Origin of the sequence: Microbispora sp. ATCC PTA-5024 (assembly GCF_000511135.2) — a bacterium.
Lineage (GTDB): Bacteria > Actinomycetota > Actinomycetes > Streptosporangiales > Streptosporangiaceae > Microbispora > Microbispora corallina.
The window spans coordinates 202,935-218,444 of the sequence record NZ_KI866526.1 but is presented as its reverse complement, the minus strand read 5'-3'; the positions used below and the strand labels follow the sequence as shown (position 1 = coordinate 218,444).

The 15,510-nt window shown below is 71.2% G+C and carries 14 protein-coding genes; 6 read left to right on the top strand and 8 right to left on the bottom strand.

The window, feature by feature from the left end:
- The first annotated feature begins 201 nt into the window (after window positions 1–201).
- Window positions 202–1,872 (top strand): heparinase II/III domain-containing protein, encoded by a 1,671-nt coding sequence (locus MPTA5024_RS31665; RefSeq protein ID WP_036331296.1) that lies wholly within the window; start codon window positions 202–204, stop codon window positions 1,870–1,872.
- A gap of 7 nt (window positions 1,873–1,879) precedes the next feature.
- Here the strand turns inward: MPTA5024_RS31665 and MPTA5024_RS31660 are convergent, their stop codons facing one another.
- From MPTA5024_RS31660 to cimA, 4 genes are all read right to left on the bottom strand, one after another.
- Window positions 1,880–2,524 (bottom strand): DivIVA domain-containing protein, encoded by a 645-nt coding sequence (locus MPTA5024_RS31660; RefSeq protein ID WP_084370168.1) that lies wholly within the window; start codon window positions 2,522–2,524, stop codon window positions 1,880–1,882.
- Window positions 2,521–3,642 (bottom strand): globin domain-containing protein, encoded by a 1,122-nt coding sequence (locus MPTA5024_RS31655; protein WP_036331295.1) that lies wholly within the window; start codon window positions 3,640–3,642, stop codon window positions 2,521–2,523. Before MPTA5024_RS31655 ends, MPTA5024_RS31660 begins: the two co-directional genes overlap by 4 nt.
- Window positions 3,643–4,026 (bottom strand): group I truncated hemoglobin, encoded by a 384-nt coding sequence (locus tag MPTA5024_RS31650; RefSeq protein ID WP_036331294.1) that lies wholly within the window; start codon window positions 4,024–4,026, stop codon window positions 3,643–3,645.
- A 434-nt stretch (window positions 4,027–4,460) separates the two neighbouring features.
- Window positions 4,461–6,035, bottom strand: a complete 1,575-nt coding sequence (gene cimA / locus MPTA5024_RS31645) for a citramalate synthase (protein WP_051458915.1) — start codon at window positions 6,033–6,035, stop codon at window positions 4,461–4,463.
- A gap of 306 nt (window positions 6,036–6,341) precedes the next feature.
- On the opposite strand from cimA, the gene MPTA5024_RS31640 reads away from it, so the two are divergent.
- Together MPTA5024_RS31640 and MPTA5024_RS31635 are read left to right on the top strand one after the other, a co-directional pair.
- Window positions 6,342–6,995 (top strand): O-methyltransferase, encoded by a 654-nt coding sequence (locus MPTA5024_RS31640; protein ID WP_036331291.1) that lies wholly within the window; start codon window positions 6,342–6,344, stop codon window positions 6,993–6,995.
- Between the two features lie 95 nt (window positions 6,996–7,090).
- The gene (locus tag MPTA5024_RS31635) at window positions 7,091–7,678 is read left to right on the top strand and encodes a Uma2 family endonuclease (RefSeq protein ID WP_051458914.1); all 588 of its coding nucleotides are present in this window, start codon (window positions 7,091–7,093) and stop codon (window positions 7,676–7,678) included.
- A 3-nt stretch (window positions 7,679–7,681) separates the two neighbouring features.
- Here the strand turns inward: MPTA5024_RS31635 and MPTA5024_RS31630 are convergent, their stop codons facing one another.
- The 4 genes from MPTA5024_RS31630 to MPTA5024_RS31615 all read right to left on the bottom strand — a co-directional run bounded on the left by MPTA5024_RS31630 (window position 7,682) and on the right by MPTA5024_RS31615 (window position 11,898).
- Window positions 7,682–8,560: a class I SAM-dependent methyltransferase gene (locus tag MPTA5024_RS31630; RefSeq protein ID WP_084370167.1), complete on the bottom strand. Its 879-nt coding sequence runs from the start codon at window positions 8,558–8,560 to the stop codon at window positions 7,682–7,684.
- A 50-nt stretch (window positions 8,561–8,610) separates the two neighbouring features.
- Window positions 8,611–9,702 (bottom strand): branched-chain amino acid aminotransferase, encoded by a 1,092-nt coding sequence (locus MPTA5024_RS31625; RefSeq protein WP_036331290.1) that lies wholly within the window; start codon window positions 9,700–9,702, stop codon window positions 8,611–8,613.
- 145 nt (window positions 9,703–9,847) lie between these two features.
- Window positions 9,848–10,894 carry a 3-isopropylmalate dehydrogenase gene (locus MPTA5024_RS31620; RefSeq protein WP_036331288.1) on the bottom strand — a complete coding sequence of 349 codons (1,047 nt, stop codon included), beginning with the start codon at window positions 10,892–10,894 and terminating at the stop codon, window positions 9,848–9,850.
- A 68-nt stretch (window positions 10,895–10,962) separates the two neighbouring features.
- Window positions 10,963–11,898 (bottom strand): ROK family protein, encoded by a 936-nt coding sequence (locus tag MPTA5024_RS31615; RefSeq protein ID WP_442922112.1) that lies wholly within the window; start codon window positions 11,896–11,898, stop codon window positions 10,963–10,965.
- 435 nt (window positions 11,899–12,333) lie between these two features.
- On the opposite strand from MPTA5024_RS31615, the gene MPTA5024_RS31610 reads away from it, so the two are divergent.
- Genes MPTA5024_RS31610 through MPTA5024_RS31600 form a run of 3 tightly spaced genes read left to right on the top strand, consistent with a single transcriptional unit; the run spans window position 12,334 to window position 15,323 of the window.
- On the top strand, window positions 12,334–13,416 hold the full coding sequence (locus MPTA5024_RS31610) for a sugar ABC transporter substrate-binding protein (RefSeq protein ID WP_036331287.1): 1,083 nt from the start codon (window positions 12,334–12,336) through the stop codon (window positions 13,414–13,416).
- Window positions 13,417–14,136: an ATP-binding cassette domain-containing protein gene (locus MPTA5024_RS31605; RefSeq protein ID WP_036331285.1), complete on the top strand. Its 720-nt coding sequence runs from the start codon at window positions 13,417–13,419 to the stop codon at window positions 14,134–14,136.
- Entirely contained in the window at window positions 14,133–15,323 is a 1,191-nt protein-coding gene (locus MPTA5024_RS31600) for a sugar ABC transporter permease (protein WP_036331284.1), read from the top strand. Before MPTA5024_RS31605 ends, MPTA5024_RS31600 begins: the two co-directional genes overlap by 4 nt.
- Window positions 15,324–15,510: the final 187 nt, after the last annotated feature.

Here is a 15,510-nt window from a genome sequence, read left to right as displayed (position 1 = left end):
CGAAGGCGTCGGCCTTCCCCGAGACCGGACTGCGCGACCTGCCGGCCGGTCCCGGGGTCGACACGCCGGCCTGCCGCTCCCCCGCCCGAGCATCTGGGAGAGCACGGCCGTGGCCAGGGAGACGCCTGCGACTTGACGAGATCACCGGGATTCGGACAGCATGTCCCGCCTCCACATCACGGTCGCTCGAAAGGAACCGGCGTGCGCGGCCGCACCCCCCTCCTCGGCCTGCTGGCCCTCCTGCTCCTCGGCGTGCTCGCGCCCCTTCCGGCGCGGGCGGCCTCCGGGGTGCTGCGCACGCCGGAGTGCCAGGGCGACTGGCTGCCGGCCACCCCCACGTCGCCGGACATCATGAACGGCAAGCTGTCGTTCCTCGACCTGCCGGCCGTGTCCATCGGCAAGAAGGTCGACTGGCGCATGGACCCGTACAAGAACAGGTCCTGGGAGATGATGTTCCAGTCGCTGCGGTGGGTGGGCCGCCTGGTGGCCGACTACGAGTCGACGGGCCGCGACGACTACCTGTCCCGGGCGACCGAGCTCGCCAGAGACTGGGTGGCGCGCAACCCGCCCGGCGGGCGCACCACCAGCCCGTACGCCTGGTCGGAGCACCCGATCGCGCTGCGCGCGCCCGCCCTGGTCTGCCTGAGCAGGCACGTTCCCGACCGCTGGCTGAAGGACAGCCTGGCCGTCCACGCGAAGATGCTGTCCGACCCGCGGCATTATGACGCCGGCCACAACCACGGCCTCGACCAGGACATCGGCCTGCTGCGGATCGGCTGCCGCTACCGGCAGAAGAGCTGGCAGCGGCTCGCGCTGACCCGGATGGCGCGCTCCGCGAAGCTCGACATCGACTCCGAGGGCTCGCTGCGGGAGCAGGCCCCGCGCTACGCCCTGTACGTCTACGACCGGCTCAGGGTGGCCGTCGACACGATCGGCGACTGCGGCCTCGCGGTCCCGGCCGACCTGGCCACCCGCTGGAAGCGGCTGCCCGAGCACATCAGCGCCGCCACCCAGCCCAACGGCTACCTCGTGCCGATCGGCGACGGGCCCGCCAACGTGCAGCCGGCCGGGTTCGCCCACGCCGACGCCACCGTCCAGGTGTTCAAGGCCGGGTACGTCTTCGGCCGCACGGCCTGGGGTGACCCCCAGTCGGCCTACTACTCGATCCGCTTCGGGCCGGGACAGAAGTTCCACGGCCACGAAGACCATCTGGGCGTCACCTACTACGCCCAGGGCCGGTCGATCCTCACCGAGGCGGGCTTCGTCTCCTACGAGGGCACGCCGTACCGGCGGTGGACGCAGTCGCCGGAGGCCCACAACGTGCCGGTCGTGGCGGGGGTGAAGCTGCGCCCGCGCACCGCGACCGCCCTCACGCACCGCTCGATCGGCGCGGACCGGCAGTCGTTCACGCTGACCGACCGGGCGTACGGCGTCCGCCGCACCCGATCGGTGCTGGTCAACCACCACGACGATGTGATGGCCGTGCTCGACACCGCGGAGCGGCCCATGCGCGACCTGTGGCACCTCGACCCCGCACTGACGGTCGTCTCCTCCGGCAAGGGCAAGGTCGTGGTCGCCAACGGCTCGTGGCGGGCCTCGCTGGTCCAGCTGTCGCTGCCGTCGTGCAGGCCGGCGGGCGGGCAGAAGGTCGTGCGCGGGCGGACGAGTCCCTACCAGGGGTGGGTCTCACCGGCGTACCTGCAGCGGGTGCCCGCCTCCGTCGTGGTCTCGCCCACGGCGAAGGCCCTGCTCACGATCGTCGTCCCGGGTACGGACGACCCCCGTGTGACGTGCTCCGGCCACACGGTGATCGTGCACGCCCCCGGCGGGCCGGTCACCCTGCGGACGACGTCCTCGGGAGGCCTGGCGTAGGCCGTCCTCAGCGCGGCGAGGAGCCGTTGAGGACCTGCCGGCCCTGGTCGGGGATGTGCCCGAGCTTGCCGACCTCCTGGGCCAGCCCCTCCAGCACCGAGCGCAGCTGCACCTGGGTGACCTCGGCGAACGTCCGCAGGTAGGCGATCCGCCGCTCCAGCTCCTCGGCCTCGGCGCTGTGCGCGCCCTCGCCCGAGCGGTAGGCGCCGACCGCCTGGTTGGCGGCCTCCTCGGCCTGCCGCTGCGCCTCCTGGAGGATCTCCTCGTACTGCTGGCGGGCCTGGCCCACGATCCGCCGGGCGTAGTCCTCCGCCTCGGCGATCTGGGCGTCGGCGGTCTGCTGCGCGCGGGACAGGATGTTGATCGCGTCGACGCTGAGGCCCTGCTGCTGGGGGACGGCCTGCTCCGGGCTGAGACCGTGCTCCTTGTACCACTGCCTCATGCGCTCGATGTAGGCGCGCAGGTCGGCCTTCTCCTTGTCGCCGGCCGCCATGTCGTCCGCGATCCGGTACAGGAACGAGCGCACCTCGTCCTCGCTGTAGCCGCGGCGCCCGAGCGCGGTGCGCGAGAACTCCTGCTTGCGCACCCGATCCGGGGTGAGGGGCTGGCGGTCGCGCAGCGGGCGATCTCCCCAGGACGTCTCTGCCGTCATGACTCCCGACCTCTGTCGCTCGTGAACTCGTCGAAGTGGACCTGCTCGGGGGGCACGCCGGCGTCCAGCAGCCGCCCAACGGTGCCCTGAACCATCTCCTCCGAGCCGCAGACGAAGACCTGCTGGCCACGCCACGCCTGCAGTGCGACGTCCACCGCGTTGCCCCGGGTTCCGCGGTAGAAGGGGTCGTGGGAGACGGCCGGGACGACATTCAGCCACGGATGCTCGGCGGCCATCTTGGACAGCGCCTCGAGGTCGTAGAGCTCCCGGGAGTTACGGGCGCCCACGACGAGGTCGACCCTGCGCGACGGCCCCTCGTACATCACCTGCTCCACCAGCGCCCTCAGCGGCGCGAGGCCCGTGCCGCCGGCGACGAGCAGCAGGTCGCCCGGGGTGTCGGCGGAGATCGTCAGCCTGTCGCCCACCGGCGCCCCCACCCGCAGGACGTCGCCGCGCCGCGCGCCCATGACCAGGGCGGCGCTCAGCGCCCCGCCGTCGACCATGCGCACGTGGAAATCGACGGTGTTGTCCTGCCGGGGCGCGTTGGCGAAGGAGTAGAACCGCCAGATGCGCGGCCGCATCGAGTACGACACCGAGGCCGACTGGCCCGGACGGTAGGGGTACTGGTAGTTCAGCCGGGCCCGGATCACCGCGATGCCCAGGGCGCGCGTCTCGTGGCTGATGATCTCGCCCTCCCACCAGGGCGGCGAGGTCTTGGCCGCGTCGTCGGCGGCGTCCGCCATCACCTGCGCCACCAGGCCGTACGCCTGGGCCCAGTCCTGGGCCAGGGCGGGCGTCCACCGGTCGGCGAGGAAGTGCTCCAGCGTGGCGAGCAGCGCCCTGCCGACCGCCGGGTAGTGCTCCGCCACGACGGCGAACTTGCGATGGTCCCGGCCCAGCTGCTGCAGGAACGGGACCAGCTCGTCGACCCGGTCGACGTTGCTGACGACGTGCCCGAGCGCGTTGACGAGCCGGTCGCGCTGGCGGGCCATCGACACCGGGAACAGGTCCCGCGTCTCCGGGTTGGCGAGGAACAGTGCCGAGTAGAAGTACAGCGGCACCTGGTCGCCGGACCGGGCGACCAGGTGCCAGCTGTCCTTCAGAGCCTGCGTGTCCACTCAGTCGGCCGTCTCTGCGGGCTCGGCGACGATGGACGACTCCACCTTGTTCAGGGTCAGCACCACGTGCTGCAGGATCTCGTCGCCCACCCCGGCCTCCCGCAGGACGGACAGCAGGTGCTCCCCGACCTTCGCGTAGTGCTCCGGGGTGATGCCCATGCCGCGGTGCGCCTCGGCCAGGTCACGGCCCTCGTACGGCTCGGGGCCGCCGAGGACGGAGCACAGCAGCACCACCATGTGCCGCTTCAGCCTGGGCATGTCGACGCCGGCGAAGTAGGGCCTCAGATCGGCGTCGTCGAGGACGCGCACATAGAAACCGTCGACGACGGTGCGGACGGCCGGCGCGCCGCCGACCTGCTCGTAGTAGGACAGCGAGGTTGTCACAGGGCCTCCAAATGGGCGTGCGTCGAGAGACCGGTTGACTGTGTTCGATGATTTGTCGAACTCACCACGGTCATGACGCGGAACGTGCTGAACGGGCGCAGCCTGGCACCCGGGACGCTGGAATCAGGGCGCCCTCGAGTGGTGGGGATGAGTGATGGTCGTGTGCTTCCTGCCGTCACCCTCCGTCGCGACCAGAGCTCGGTACGCCGGGGCGGCCTCCGTGACCGACGGTCACGGTGGGGACACCGCCTCGGAGACTCCGCTTATCTAAGCAGCATTCGCACCATATGTCACAGCAACAACACGCCTTTTCACGATAAATCTGACTTGCGGCCGTCCTGGGGTGTTCGGAACCGGCAGAACGACCAGGGCCGGCCCCGCCTGCCGCGGCGGAGCCGGCCCTCTCCCCGCCCGGAGCCGGCCGGGCTGCCGGATCAGACGCTGTGCCCGGCCCGCAGGAGGCCGTACGTGACGGCCTGCTCCAGGGCGTGCCAGGACGCCTCGATGATGTTCTCGTCGACGCCGACGGTGGCCCACTCGCCGGTGGCGTCGCTGGAGGTGATGAGGACGCGGGTGACGGCGTCGGTGCCGTGCGCGCCCTCCAGGATGCGGACCTTGAAGTCGATCAGCTCGACCTCGGCGAGCTCGGGGTAGAGCTTCTCCAGCGCGAGCCGCACGGCCTTGTCGAGGGCGTTGACCGGGCCGTTCCCCTCGCCCGTGGCGACGATCCGCTCCCCCTTGGCGTGCAGCTTCACGGTCGCCTCGCTGACGACGTCCCCGCCCGGGCGGCGCTCGACGATCACCCGCCAGGACTCGACGGTGAAGTAGCGCGTGGGCTGCCCGCTGACCGTGCCGCGCAGCAGGAGCTCGAACGACGCGTCGGCCGCCTCGAAGGTGTGGCCGCGGGACTCCAGCTCCTTGACCCGGTCGACGAGCGCGCGCGACTGCTCGGCGGTCAGCTCGTAGCCCAGTTCGCGGCCCTTGAGCTCGACCGACGCCCGGCCCGCCATGTCGGAGACCAGCATGCGCATGTCGTTGCCGACCTCGGCCGGGTCGATGTGCTGGTAGAGGTTCGGGTCCACCTTGATCGCCGAGGCGTGCAGGCCGGCCTTGTGCGCGAAGGCGGAGGTCCCGACGTACGGCTGGTGGGAGTTCGGCGTGACGTTGGTGACCTCGGTGATGGCGTGCGCGATGCGGGTCATGTCCCGCAGCGACTGCGGCGGGACCAGGTCGAACCCCCGCTTGAGCTGGAGATTGGCCACCACCGTGAACAGGTTGGCGTTGCCCGACCGCTCGCCGTACCCGTTGGCGCAGCCCTGGACGTGCGTGGCCCCGGCCGCGACGGCCGCGAGGGTGTTGGCCACCGCGCAGCCGGTGTCGTCGTGGCAGTGGATGCCGACCCGCGCGCCCGTGGAGACGGCCTCGTGGACGACGTCGGCCAGTTCGTCGGGGAGCATGCCCCCGTTGGTGTCGCACAGCGCGATCACCGACGCCCCGGCCTCGGCCGCCGTGCGCACGACCTCCAGCGCGTACGCCGGGTTGGACGCGTAGCCGTCGAAGAAGTGCTCGGCGTCGAGGAAGACGCGCCGGCCCTCCGCACTCAGGTGGGAGACGGTGTCGCGGATCATCGCGAGGTTCTCCCCCAGCGTCGTGCGGAGGGCCAGCTCCACGTGCCGGTCGTGGCTCTTGGCCACAAGGGTCACGATCGGCGCGCCGGAGTCGCGCAGGGCGGCCACCAATGGGTCGTCGGCGGCCTTCACACCGGCCCGGCGGGTCGCGCCGAACGCGGCGAGTTGCGCGTGCTTCAGGTCGAGCTCGGTCTGTGCCCGCCTGAAGAACTCCGTGTCCTTGGGGTTGGCGCCCGGCCATCCGCCCTCGATGAAGCCGACGCCGAGGCCGTCCAGGTGACGCGCGATGGCCAGCTTGTCGGCCACCGTGAGGTTCAGCCCCTCCTGCTGCGCCCCGTCGCGGAGCGTCGTGTCGTACACATGGAAGCCGTCGTCGGCCATCGTGTCTCCTTCGCGGATGTCATCTCGCCGCGCGCGCTCACCGGTTCACCGGCCCAAACAAAAAGACCCCTCACGGACGTGAGAGGTCTGCGCGCCGGCGTTGTCCTTTTCAGCCGGCGCGCCTGCCGATAATGAGCAGACCGTAGCGCATGGTGCCTTGGAGTCTGCCACACGCCTTCACCATCTGGCACGTCGATCTCATACTACGAGACGACCGAGGGTGTTCCCGCAGCTCAGCGGCCTTGCTCCAGGACGGGAAACCGGACGTCCCCGCGCGCCCGCCCCAGCCGTCCTAAGGTGATGGCCATGAAGGCTGCCTCCTACATCTCCCCCGCCGTCGCCGAGTACGCCGCCGCCCACACCACGCCGCCCGACGACCTGCTGCTCAGCCTCGCGGACGAGACCCGCCGGCTCGCCGGCGACCGATTCAGCATGCAGATCGCGCCGGAGCAGGGCACGCTGCTCACGATGCTCGTCCGGCTGACCGGCGCCCGCCGCGCGGTCGAGGTGGGGACCTTCACCGGCTACTCCTCGATCTGCATCGCCCGCGGCCTGCCCGAGGACGGCCGGCTGCTCGCCTGCGACGTGAGCGAGGAGTGGACCTCGGTCGCCCGGCGCTACTGGGACAAGGCCGGCGTCGCCGGGAAGATCGAGCTTCGCCTCGGCCCGGCGGCGGACACCCTCCGCGCCCTCCCCCGCGAGGAGCTGTTCGACTTCGCCTTCATCGACGCCGACAAGTCCGGCTACCCGGTCTACTACGAGGAGGTCCTCGTACGGCTGGCCCCCGGCGGCCTCATCGCGGTCGACAACACCCTGCAGCACGGCGAGATCACCGACCCCTCCGCCGGCGGCAACGTGCCCGGCATGCGCGCCTTCAACGACCTCGTCGCCGCCGACGACCGGGTGACCGGCGCCCTGCTCCCGGTCGCCGACGGCCTCACCCTCGTCCGGAAGAACTGACTTTCGAATCCCCCGCCGGGGCGGGCCGGTTTGCGATTACATTACGTGTCGCGCCGATCACGTTACGACCGCCCCCCGGAGGAGATGATGAGTGCATGGCCAAGGTTCTGGACCGGCACGAGACGCCTGCCGAGATCAAATCGGCCGAGCTGCTGCGGCGGTATCGGGAGGTGTGCGACCTCCTGCCCGATGCGCGGGTGGAGGTCATCGACGGCCGGATCGTGGTGAGGGAGGTGCCGACCGGCGAGCACAACGACGTGGTATCTCGTCTGATCCTGCAGGTGGCCGCCCTGGTGGCGAGCCGCGGATGGAGCCTGTGGACCAACATCAAGCTGTTCCTGGGGCCGCAGGTCGACCGGTACATCCCCGACCTCACGATCGTCCCGAAGGACCGCCGCATGTGGGGGGAGGACGAGGTCTACGGCGCCAGCACACTCCTGGTGGTCGAGGTCGTCTCGAAGAGCAGCGTGCGGGACGACCATGTGGTCAAGCCTGAGAGTTGTGCGATCGCGGGCGTGCCGCTCTTCCTCGTCATCGACACGTTCACGGCCACGGCACGCCTCCTGTCCCAACCGGACGGCGGCACGTACCGGACGGAGGTCGAGGTGGCATTGGGCGACCCACTGGAACTCCCGAGCCCGTGGGACCTCACCGTCGACACGAAGGCGCTGACCGGGCAGTGAGCGTCAGGGGAGGCGGCGGGCCACCCGGAGCTCGGCCAGGTACCGCTTGGTGACGCGGCCGCCGTGGCGGGTGTCGATCAGACGGGCGATGCACGCGAGCAGTCCCTCGCGCGCGACCGGGTCGAGCGCCCGGTGCCCGGAGTACGTCAGGAGCAGGTCGAGGTACTCGGCGGTCGAGTACGACAGCTCCCACTCGTGCCGGCGGAAGACGGGCGGGCCGAACCGGCCCGAGCGCTCCAGTTCCCCGTCGTCGTCGTACGGGATCTCGGCGGCGGGCCGCAGGCGCAGCCCGGGCGCCGTGGCGGGGTCGAACCGCTCGTAGCAGTCCTGGACCCGGGCGAAGAAGTCCTCGGTGCCGCCCGCCACGTGATGCGTGACCACGGTCGCGAGGGCGCCGCCGGGCCGCAGCGCGTCGGCGCACCGGCCCATCCGCACGGCCGGGTCGAGCCAGTGGAATGCGGTCGCGCACACGACGAGGTCGAACGGCTCGTCCGGCGCCGGCCACTCCTCGAAGCTGGCCGTCACCACCTCCACCAGCGGGAAGGCGGCAAGGTTGCGCCGGGCCACGGACGCCATCCGGCTGCCCAGCTCGACCGCGACCACGGCGCAGCCGCGCTCGGCCAGTGGCCGCGTGGCCTGGCCCGTCCCGCACCCGATCTCCAGCACCCGGCTGCCCGGACCTGCCTCCGTCAGCGCGGTGAGGTCGTCGAACAGCGGCTCCGGATACCGGGGACGGGCACGGTCGTACAGGTCGGCCACCTGCGTGAAGGTCTCCCGCAGCCGTTCCCGCTCGTCCCGCGACCGCTCGTCCCGTGACCGCTCGTCCCGTGACCGCTCGTCCCGTGACCGCTCGTCCCGTGACCGCGCGGCGTCGCGGGTCATCGGCGTTCTCTCCTTCGAGGGCCGGGGTGCGGAAGGGTCCCCACCCGGGATCAGCAGATCTTGTGGATCCAGTCGTGGGTGTCGGGGCGGTTGCCGTACTGGATGCCGACGAGCTCCTCCCGGATGCGGTTGGTGACGGGACCGGGGGTGCCGTCGCCGACGGTCCAGGCGCGGTCGACGCCCTTGACGGAGCCGACGGGGGTCACGACGGCCGCGGTGCCGCAGGCGAACACCTCGGTCAGCTCGCCCGACTCGCAGCCCGCCTGCCACTCCTCGATCGAGATCTTGCCCTCCTCGACCTTGTAGCCGAGCTCGCCGGCCAGGCTGAGGATCGAGTCGCGGGTGATGCCGGGCAGCAGGGTGCCGGTGAGCGCGGGGGTGACGAGCCGGTCGCCGAAGACGAAGAACAGGTTCATCCCGCCCATCTCCTCGACCCAGCGGTGCTCGAACGCGTCGAGCCAGACGACCTGGTCGCAGCCCTCCTGGACGGCCTGGCGCTGGGCGACGAATGCGGCCGCGTAGTTGCCGCCGCACTTGGCGAAGCCGGTCCCGCCGGGGGCGGCGCGGGTGTACTCGGTGGACAGCCAGACCGAGACCGGCTTGACTCCTCCGGTGAAGTACGACGCGGCGGGCGAGGCGATCACCATGTACTTGTACGTCCGCGAGGGGTGGTTCACCCCGAGCGCGACCTGCGTCGCGATCATGAACGGGCGCAGGTAGAGGCTGTGCCCCTCGGTGGTCGGCACCCACTCCCTGTCGGTCTGGACGAGCAGCTCCAGCGACTCGACGAACGCGTCCTCGGGCAGCTCGGGCATGGCCATCCGCAGCGCCGACTGGTTGAACCGCGCCGCGTTCGCGTACGGCCGGAAGGCGACGATCGAGCCGTTCGCCTGCCGGTACGCCTTGAGGCCCTCGAACAGCTCCTGGGCGTAGTGGAAGACGGCGGTCGCCGGGTCGAGGAGGAGCGGGGCGTACGGCTGGAGCCGGGCGTCGTGCCAGCCGGTGCCCTCGGTCCAGTCGATGGAGATCATGTGGTCGGTGAAGGTCTGCCCGAAGCCGGGGCTCGCCAGGGCCTGCTCCCGCTCGGCCGCGCTGCGGGCCTGCTGATTGAGCTGCACGTCGAACCTGAGGTGGGTGGTCATGGCGAGGATCCTTCTTTCTACGTCGTCATAGTCATTGTGCGACGGCGGGGCTAACGGAAAACTAGGGCATTTGGAAGGTATGAAAAAGCGCATGGCGGCCCGAACCGGGCCGCCATGCGCGTTGATCGGGGAGTAGCGGCCCGGATCAGCCGGCTACTCGGGCGGCGATGTCGTCGCCGATCTCACGGGTCGTCCGCGGCGTCCAGGCGGTCTGACGCTCCAGCAGGTCGTCGGCGACGGCCTGCTCCACCCGGCCCGCGGCCTCGGTCAGGCCGAGGTGGTCGAGGAGCATGGCGACCGACAGGATCGTGGCCGTCGGGTCGGCCTTGCCCTGGCCCGCGATGTCCGGCGCGCTGCCGTGGACGGGCTCGAACATGGAGGGGGCGGTGCGGGCCGGGTTGACGTTGCCGCTGGCCGCCAGCCCGATGCCGCCCGCGACGGCGGCGCCGATGTCGGTGAGGATGTCGCCGAACAGGTTGTCGGTGACGATGACGTCGAAGCGCTGCGGCTGGTTGACGAAGAACATCGAGGCGGCGTCGACGTGGCAGTAGTCGGTCTCCACCTCGGGGAACTCGAGGCTGAGCCGGTCGACGGTGCGGGCCCACAGGTCGCCCGCGTAGGTCAGCACGTTGGTCTTGTGGACCAGGGTCAGCTTGCGGCGCGGCCGGGACAGCGCCTTCTCGAACGCGTACCGAACGACGCGCTCGACGCCGTACGCCGTGTTGAGGGACTCCTGGGTGGCGATCTCGTGCGGGGTGCCGCGGCGCATGACGCCGCCGGCCCCGGCGTACGGGCCCTCGGTGCCCTCGCGGACCACGATCATGTCGATGTCCTCGGGACCGGCCTCTCCCAGCGGCGTGGCCACGCCGGGGAAGAGCTTGACCGGGCGGAGGTTCACGTAGTGGTCGAGCTCGAAGCGGAGCCGGAGCAGCAGGTCGCGCTCCAGGACGCCCGGCGGGACGCTGGGGTCGCCGACCGCGCCGAGGAGGATGGCGTCGTAGCCGCGCAGCTCGTCCAGCACGGCGTCGGGCAGGGTCTCCCCGCTCGCGTGGTAGCGTCGCGCTCCGAGGTCGTACTCGCTGGTCTCGGCCTTGACGCCCACGGCGTTCAGCACCTTGAGGCCCTCGGCGACGACCTCGGTGCCGATCCCGTCACCGGGGATGACGGCCAGACGGATGTTGCTCGACTCCATGCGATTACCTTACCGGGTGTCTCGGAGCTTGAACACCAGTCTCACTATTCGGTCCTATCGGGCGCGTCTCAGCGCGCCGGGCCGGCGACCGCCCGTTCGAAGACCAGGTCGCGGGCCGTGGCCAGGCCCACGGCGAGCGCCCCGAGGAGGACGGCGTCGGGGCCGAGCGTGGACACCTCGATCCGCGGGGGCCGCAGCGCCACCAGCGACTCCAGCCGTTCGGACACCGGCCGGATCAGCAGATCGCCGGCCTGCGCGCCGATCCCGCCGCCGAGCACGACGAGCTCGGGGTCGAGGACCGCGATGACCCCGGCGAGGGCGTGGGCCACGTGGTCGGCCTCGGCCGCGACGGCCTTGAGCGCCGCCTCGTTGCCCGCGCGGGCCGCCTCGAACACGTCCTTGGCCGTGCCCGTGGACAGCCCGAGCCGCTCGGCGATGGCCACCACGCCGTCGGCGGAGGCGACCGACTCGAACATGCCCCGGCCGAGGTCGACCAGCGGGTCGCCCTCTCCCACCGGCAGATAGGAGATCTCCCCGGCCGCGCCCTGGGACCCCCGGTAGAGCTTGCCGTCGATGACCACGCCCATGCCGATGCCGGTCCCGATCGAGACGAACACGAAGTGGGACACGCCCTCGCCGAGGCCGTACGCCCCCTCGCCCACGGCGGCCAGGTCGACGTCGTTCTCCAGCACGTACGGCGACTCGGTGACGACGGCGAGCCGCTCGACGGCGCCCGGCCGCTCCCACCCGGGCAGGTTGGGGGCGAGCCGCAGCGCCCCCGTCTCCTTGTCGTGGATCCCCGGCGTGCCGAACACGGCCACGGTGACGTCGCCGGGCGCGAGCCCGGCCTGGGCGGTGAGGCCGGCGACCATCCGGGAGAGCTGGTCGAGCAGGCCGTCGAGTGACTCGGCCCGGGACGGCTCCTCGGCGCGGGCGGCGATCTCGCCGACCAGGTCGGCCAGCGCGAGCCGGACGTAGGCCCGGCCGACGTCGACCGCCAGCACCCAGCCGGCCTCCGGACGGATCTCGTACAGCAGCGCCGCCCGCCCGGCGTTGCCGGTGCGCAGTCCCACAGGCCGCACGAGTCTGGCACGCTCCAGATCCGCCAGGGCGACCGAGATCGTGGGCTTCGACAGGCCGGTCGCCTGGGCGAGCTCGGGCCGGGAGACCTTCCCCAGACGGAAGATCTCCGCGAAAACCGCCCGCTCGTTCATCACCCGGAGCAGGCTGGTCGTGTTGGCGGGCCCGCCGCCGATGCTCACCACGCTCCCAAGATTGGCATACCTTCCGCGGAAGGCGGGCCAGTTGACCTCCAGTGGATCCCAGCGCACAGTCCGCCCTCCACCATCCTCGCCACCCTCAGGGGCTAGCCATCCGGCTGATAGTAAAATACCTTTTTAATCAATGCATCGGGGGCCGTGAAGAAAGGATCCGGTGACATGCGTCGAGGGTTGGTGGCCATATCCGTCGCGGCGCTCCTGGCCGCGACCGCCTGCCAGAGCGGTTCGACCACGGCGACCCCCTCCGGGAGCCAGGGGGGCACCCGGACGATCGCCCTGTTCCTGCCAGAGTCGAAGACGACACGCTACGAGGCGTTCGACCGGCCGCTGTTCGAGGCCAAGGTGAAGGCGCTGTGCGCCGACTGCAAGCTGCTGTACAGCAACGCCGACCAGGACGCGGCCAAGCAGCAGCAGCAGGTCGAGGCGGCCCTCACCCAGGGGGCGAACGTGCTCGTCCTCGACGCCGTCGACGCCGCCGCGGTCGCGCCGCTGGTGAACCAGGCCAAGCAGCGGAAGGTTCCGGTGATCGCCTACGACCGGCTGATCTCGGGCATCGGCTACGAGTACTACGTCTCCTTCAACAACGTCCGGGTGGGCGAGATGCAGGGCCAGGCCCTGCTCGACGCCCTCAAGGCCAACGGGACCGCGGACAAGGGCGAGATCGTCATGATCCACGGGTCGCCCACCGACCCCAGCTCCGCCGACTACAAGAAGGGCGCGCACAACGTCCTCGACGGCAAGGTCAAGATCGGGCGCGAGTTCGACACCCCCGACTGGAGCCCCGACAAGGCCCAGCAGGAGATGGAGCAGGCCATCACCGCGCTCGGCCGCGACAACATCGTGGGCGTGCTGTCAGCCAACGACGGCATGGCCAGCGGCGCCATCGCGGCCATGAAGCGGGCCGGGTACGCCAAGATCCCGCCGATCACCGGCCAGGACTCGGAGCTGGCGGCCGTACAGCGCATCCTCGGCGGCGAGCAGTACATGACGATCTACCTCGACATCCGTTCGGAGGCCGAGAAGTCGGCCGAGCTGGCGGTCGCCCTGGCCAAGGGGGACAAGCCCGCGGCCCCGACGACCGTGAACAACGGCACGGCGGACGTCCCGTCCTTCCTGCTCGACCCCATCGCGGTCACCGCCGACAAGATCGCCGGAACGATCGTCAAGGACGGCTTCTACAAGGCGTCCGAGATCTGCACCCCCGAGCTCAAGGACGCGTGCGCGAAGGCGGGCATCCAGTAGATGATCTCGGTGACGGACGTCTCGAAGCGGTACGGCGCGGTCCAGGCCCTCCAGGGGGTGAGCCTGGACCTGCGTCCCGGCGAGGTCGTGGCGCTGGTCGGTGACAACGGCGCGGGCAAGTCGACGCTGGTCAAGGTCATCGCGGGGGTGGTCGCCGCCGACTCGGGCGCGATCGCCATCGACGGGGAGCGGGTCCGGGTGGGCAGCCCGCACGACGCCCAGCGGCTCGGCATCTCGACCGTGTACCAGGACCTCGCGCTCTGCGAGAACCTCGACGTGGTGGCCAACCTCTTCCTCGGCTCCGAGCCCCGGAGATGGTCGCTGCTGCGCCACATCCGCATGGAGCGGGCCACCCGCGACCTGCTGACCTCGCTCGACGTGCGGATCAAGGACATCCGGGTGCCCGTGGCGATGCTGTCGGGCGGCCAGCGCCAGTCGGTGGCGATCGCCCGCGCGCTGCTCGGCGAGCCCCGGCTGGTGATCCTCGACGAGCCCACGGCCGCCCTGGGCGTCGAGCAGACCGCCCAGGTGCTCGACCTGGTCAGGCGGCTGCGCGAGCGCGGCCTGGCCGTGCTCCTCATCAGTCACAACCTCGCCGACGTGCGGGCCGTGAGCGACCGCGTCGTGGTCCTGCGCCTGGGCCGCAACGCCGGCGAGTTCCGCACGGCAGAGGCCACACAGGAGTCGATCGTGGCCGCGATCACGGGAGCAGCCGCATGACCCAGGCAGCCGCGATCACGCGGGAGCCGTACACGCCGAAGGGCGCGCTCGACCGGTTGCGGCACGGCGACCTCGGCGCGTGGCCCGTCGTGGGCGGGCTCGTCGCCATCGCCGTCGTCTTCGGGACGCTGAACGAGCACTTCCTGTCGCCGGAGAACCTGACCAACCTGGCGCTGCAGATGGCGGCCACCGGGACGATCTCTCTTGGGATCATCATGGTCCTGCTGCTCGGCGAGATCGACCTGTCGGCCGGCTCGGTGAGCGGCCTGTGCGCGGTCGTCATGGCCATCCTGTCCGTACGGCAGGGCTGGAACCCCCTGCTGGCCATCGTCGTGGCCCTGGTGGCGGGGGCCCTCATCGGGCTGCTGCACGGGCTGATGTTCACCCGGCTCCGGATGCCGTCGTTCGTGGTCACGCTGGCCGGGCTGATCGGCTGGCAGGGCCTGCTGCTCTACCTGCTCGGGCAGGGCGGCATCGTCAACCTGCCGTTCGACGGGTTCGTGGCCAAGCTCAGCGACACCTGGCTCACCCCGTTGGCGGCGTGGCTCCTCACCCTCGTCCTGGTCGCGGTCTTCGCGGCGTCGAACCTGGTCACCCGCAGGATGCGGCTCGCCGCGGACCTGCCCGTCACGCCCGCCTGGTGGCTCGGCGTGAAGGTGGCCGGCCTCGCGGTGGTGCTGGTCGCGGCCGTGGCCGTCATGTCCGCCGACCGCGGCGTGCCGCTGCTGCTGGTGATCTTCGGCACGCTTGTGGTGGTGTTCGACCTGGTCCTGCGGCACACGGCGTTCGGCCGGTGGATGTATGCCGTCGGCGGCAACGTCGAGGCCGCCCGCCGCGCCGGCATCGACGTGCGGCGTATCCGCGTGCTCGCGTTCGTGCTGTCGTCGACGCTCGCGGCGTTCGGCGGCATCCTGTCGGCGAGCCGCCTGGCGGCCGTCAACCAGGGCTCGGGCGGCAGCGACATCCTGCTCATGGCGATCGCCGCCGCCGTCATCGGCGGGACGTCGCTGTTCGGCGGCCGCGGCCGGACCTACGCGGCGCTGCTCGGCATCCTGGTGATCCAGTCGATCACGAACGGGATGTTCCTGCTCAGCGTCGACTCCTCGGTCCGGTACATGGTCACCGCGGCCGTCCTCGCGCTGGCCGTGGCCATCGACTCGCTCAGCCGCCGCGGCGGCACGGCCTGAGGTCCCCGCCCTCGTCTCCCGCCGCCCGCCGGCGGCGGGCACGGGAGCCTCGCGGAGGGGAGGCCGCGGGAAACGGGAACGGTCTAGCGCTGGGGCACGCCACCGTTGTCGCGGCGGTCCAGCGCCGTCTGCAACGCCGCCGCGGCCTCGTCCTCGGCGTCCTCGGGTCGGTTCCAGGGATACATCT

Coding starts and splice junctions, on each gene's coding strand:
- MPTA5024_RS31660 (WP_084370168.1), bottom strand. CDS start 2,524: ATGACGGCAGAGACGTCCTGGGGAGATCGCCCGCTGCGCGACCGCCAG.
- cimA (WP_051458915.1), bottom strand. CDS start 6,035: ATGGCCGACGACGGCTTCCATGTGTACGACACGACGCTCCGCGACGGG.
- MPTA5024_RS31640 (WP_036331291.1), top strand. CDS start 6,342: ATGAAGGCTGCCTCCTACATCTCCCCCGCCGTCGCCGAGTACGCCGCC.
- MPTA5024_RS31635 (WP_051458914.1), top strand. CDS start 7,091: ATGGCCAAGGTTCTGGACCGGCACGAGACGCCTGCCGAGATCAAATCG.
- MPTA5024_RS31630 (WP_084370167.1), bottom strand. CDS start 8,560: ATGACCCGCGACGCCGCGCGGTCACGGGACGAGCGGTCACGGGACGAG.
- MPTA5024_RS31625 (WP_036331290.1), bottom strand. CDS start 9,702: ATGACCACCCACCTCAGGTTCGACGTGCAGCTCAATCAGCAGGCCCGC.
- MPTA5024_RS31620 (WP_036331288.1), bottom strand. CDS start 10,894: ATGGAGTCGAGCAACATCCGTCTGGCCGTCATCCCCGGTGACGGGATC.
- MPTA5024_RS31610 (WP_036331287.1), top strand. CDS start 12,334: ATGCGTCGAGGGTTGGTGGCCATATCCGTCGCGGCGCTCCTGGCCGCG.
- MPTA5024_RS31605 (WP_036331285.1), top strand. CDS start 13,417: ATGATCTCGGTGACGGACGTCTCGAAGCGGTACGGCGCGGTCCAGGCC.
- MPTA5024_RS31600 (WP_036331284.1), top strand. CDS start 14,133: ATGACCCAGGCAGCCGCGATCACGCGGGAGCCGTACACGCCGAAGGGC.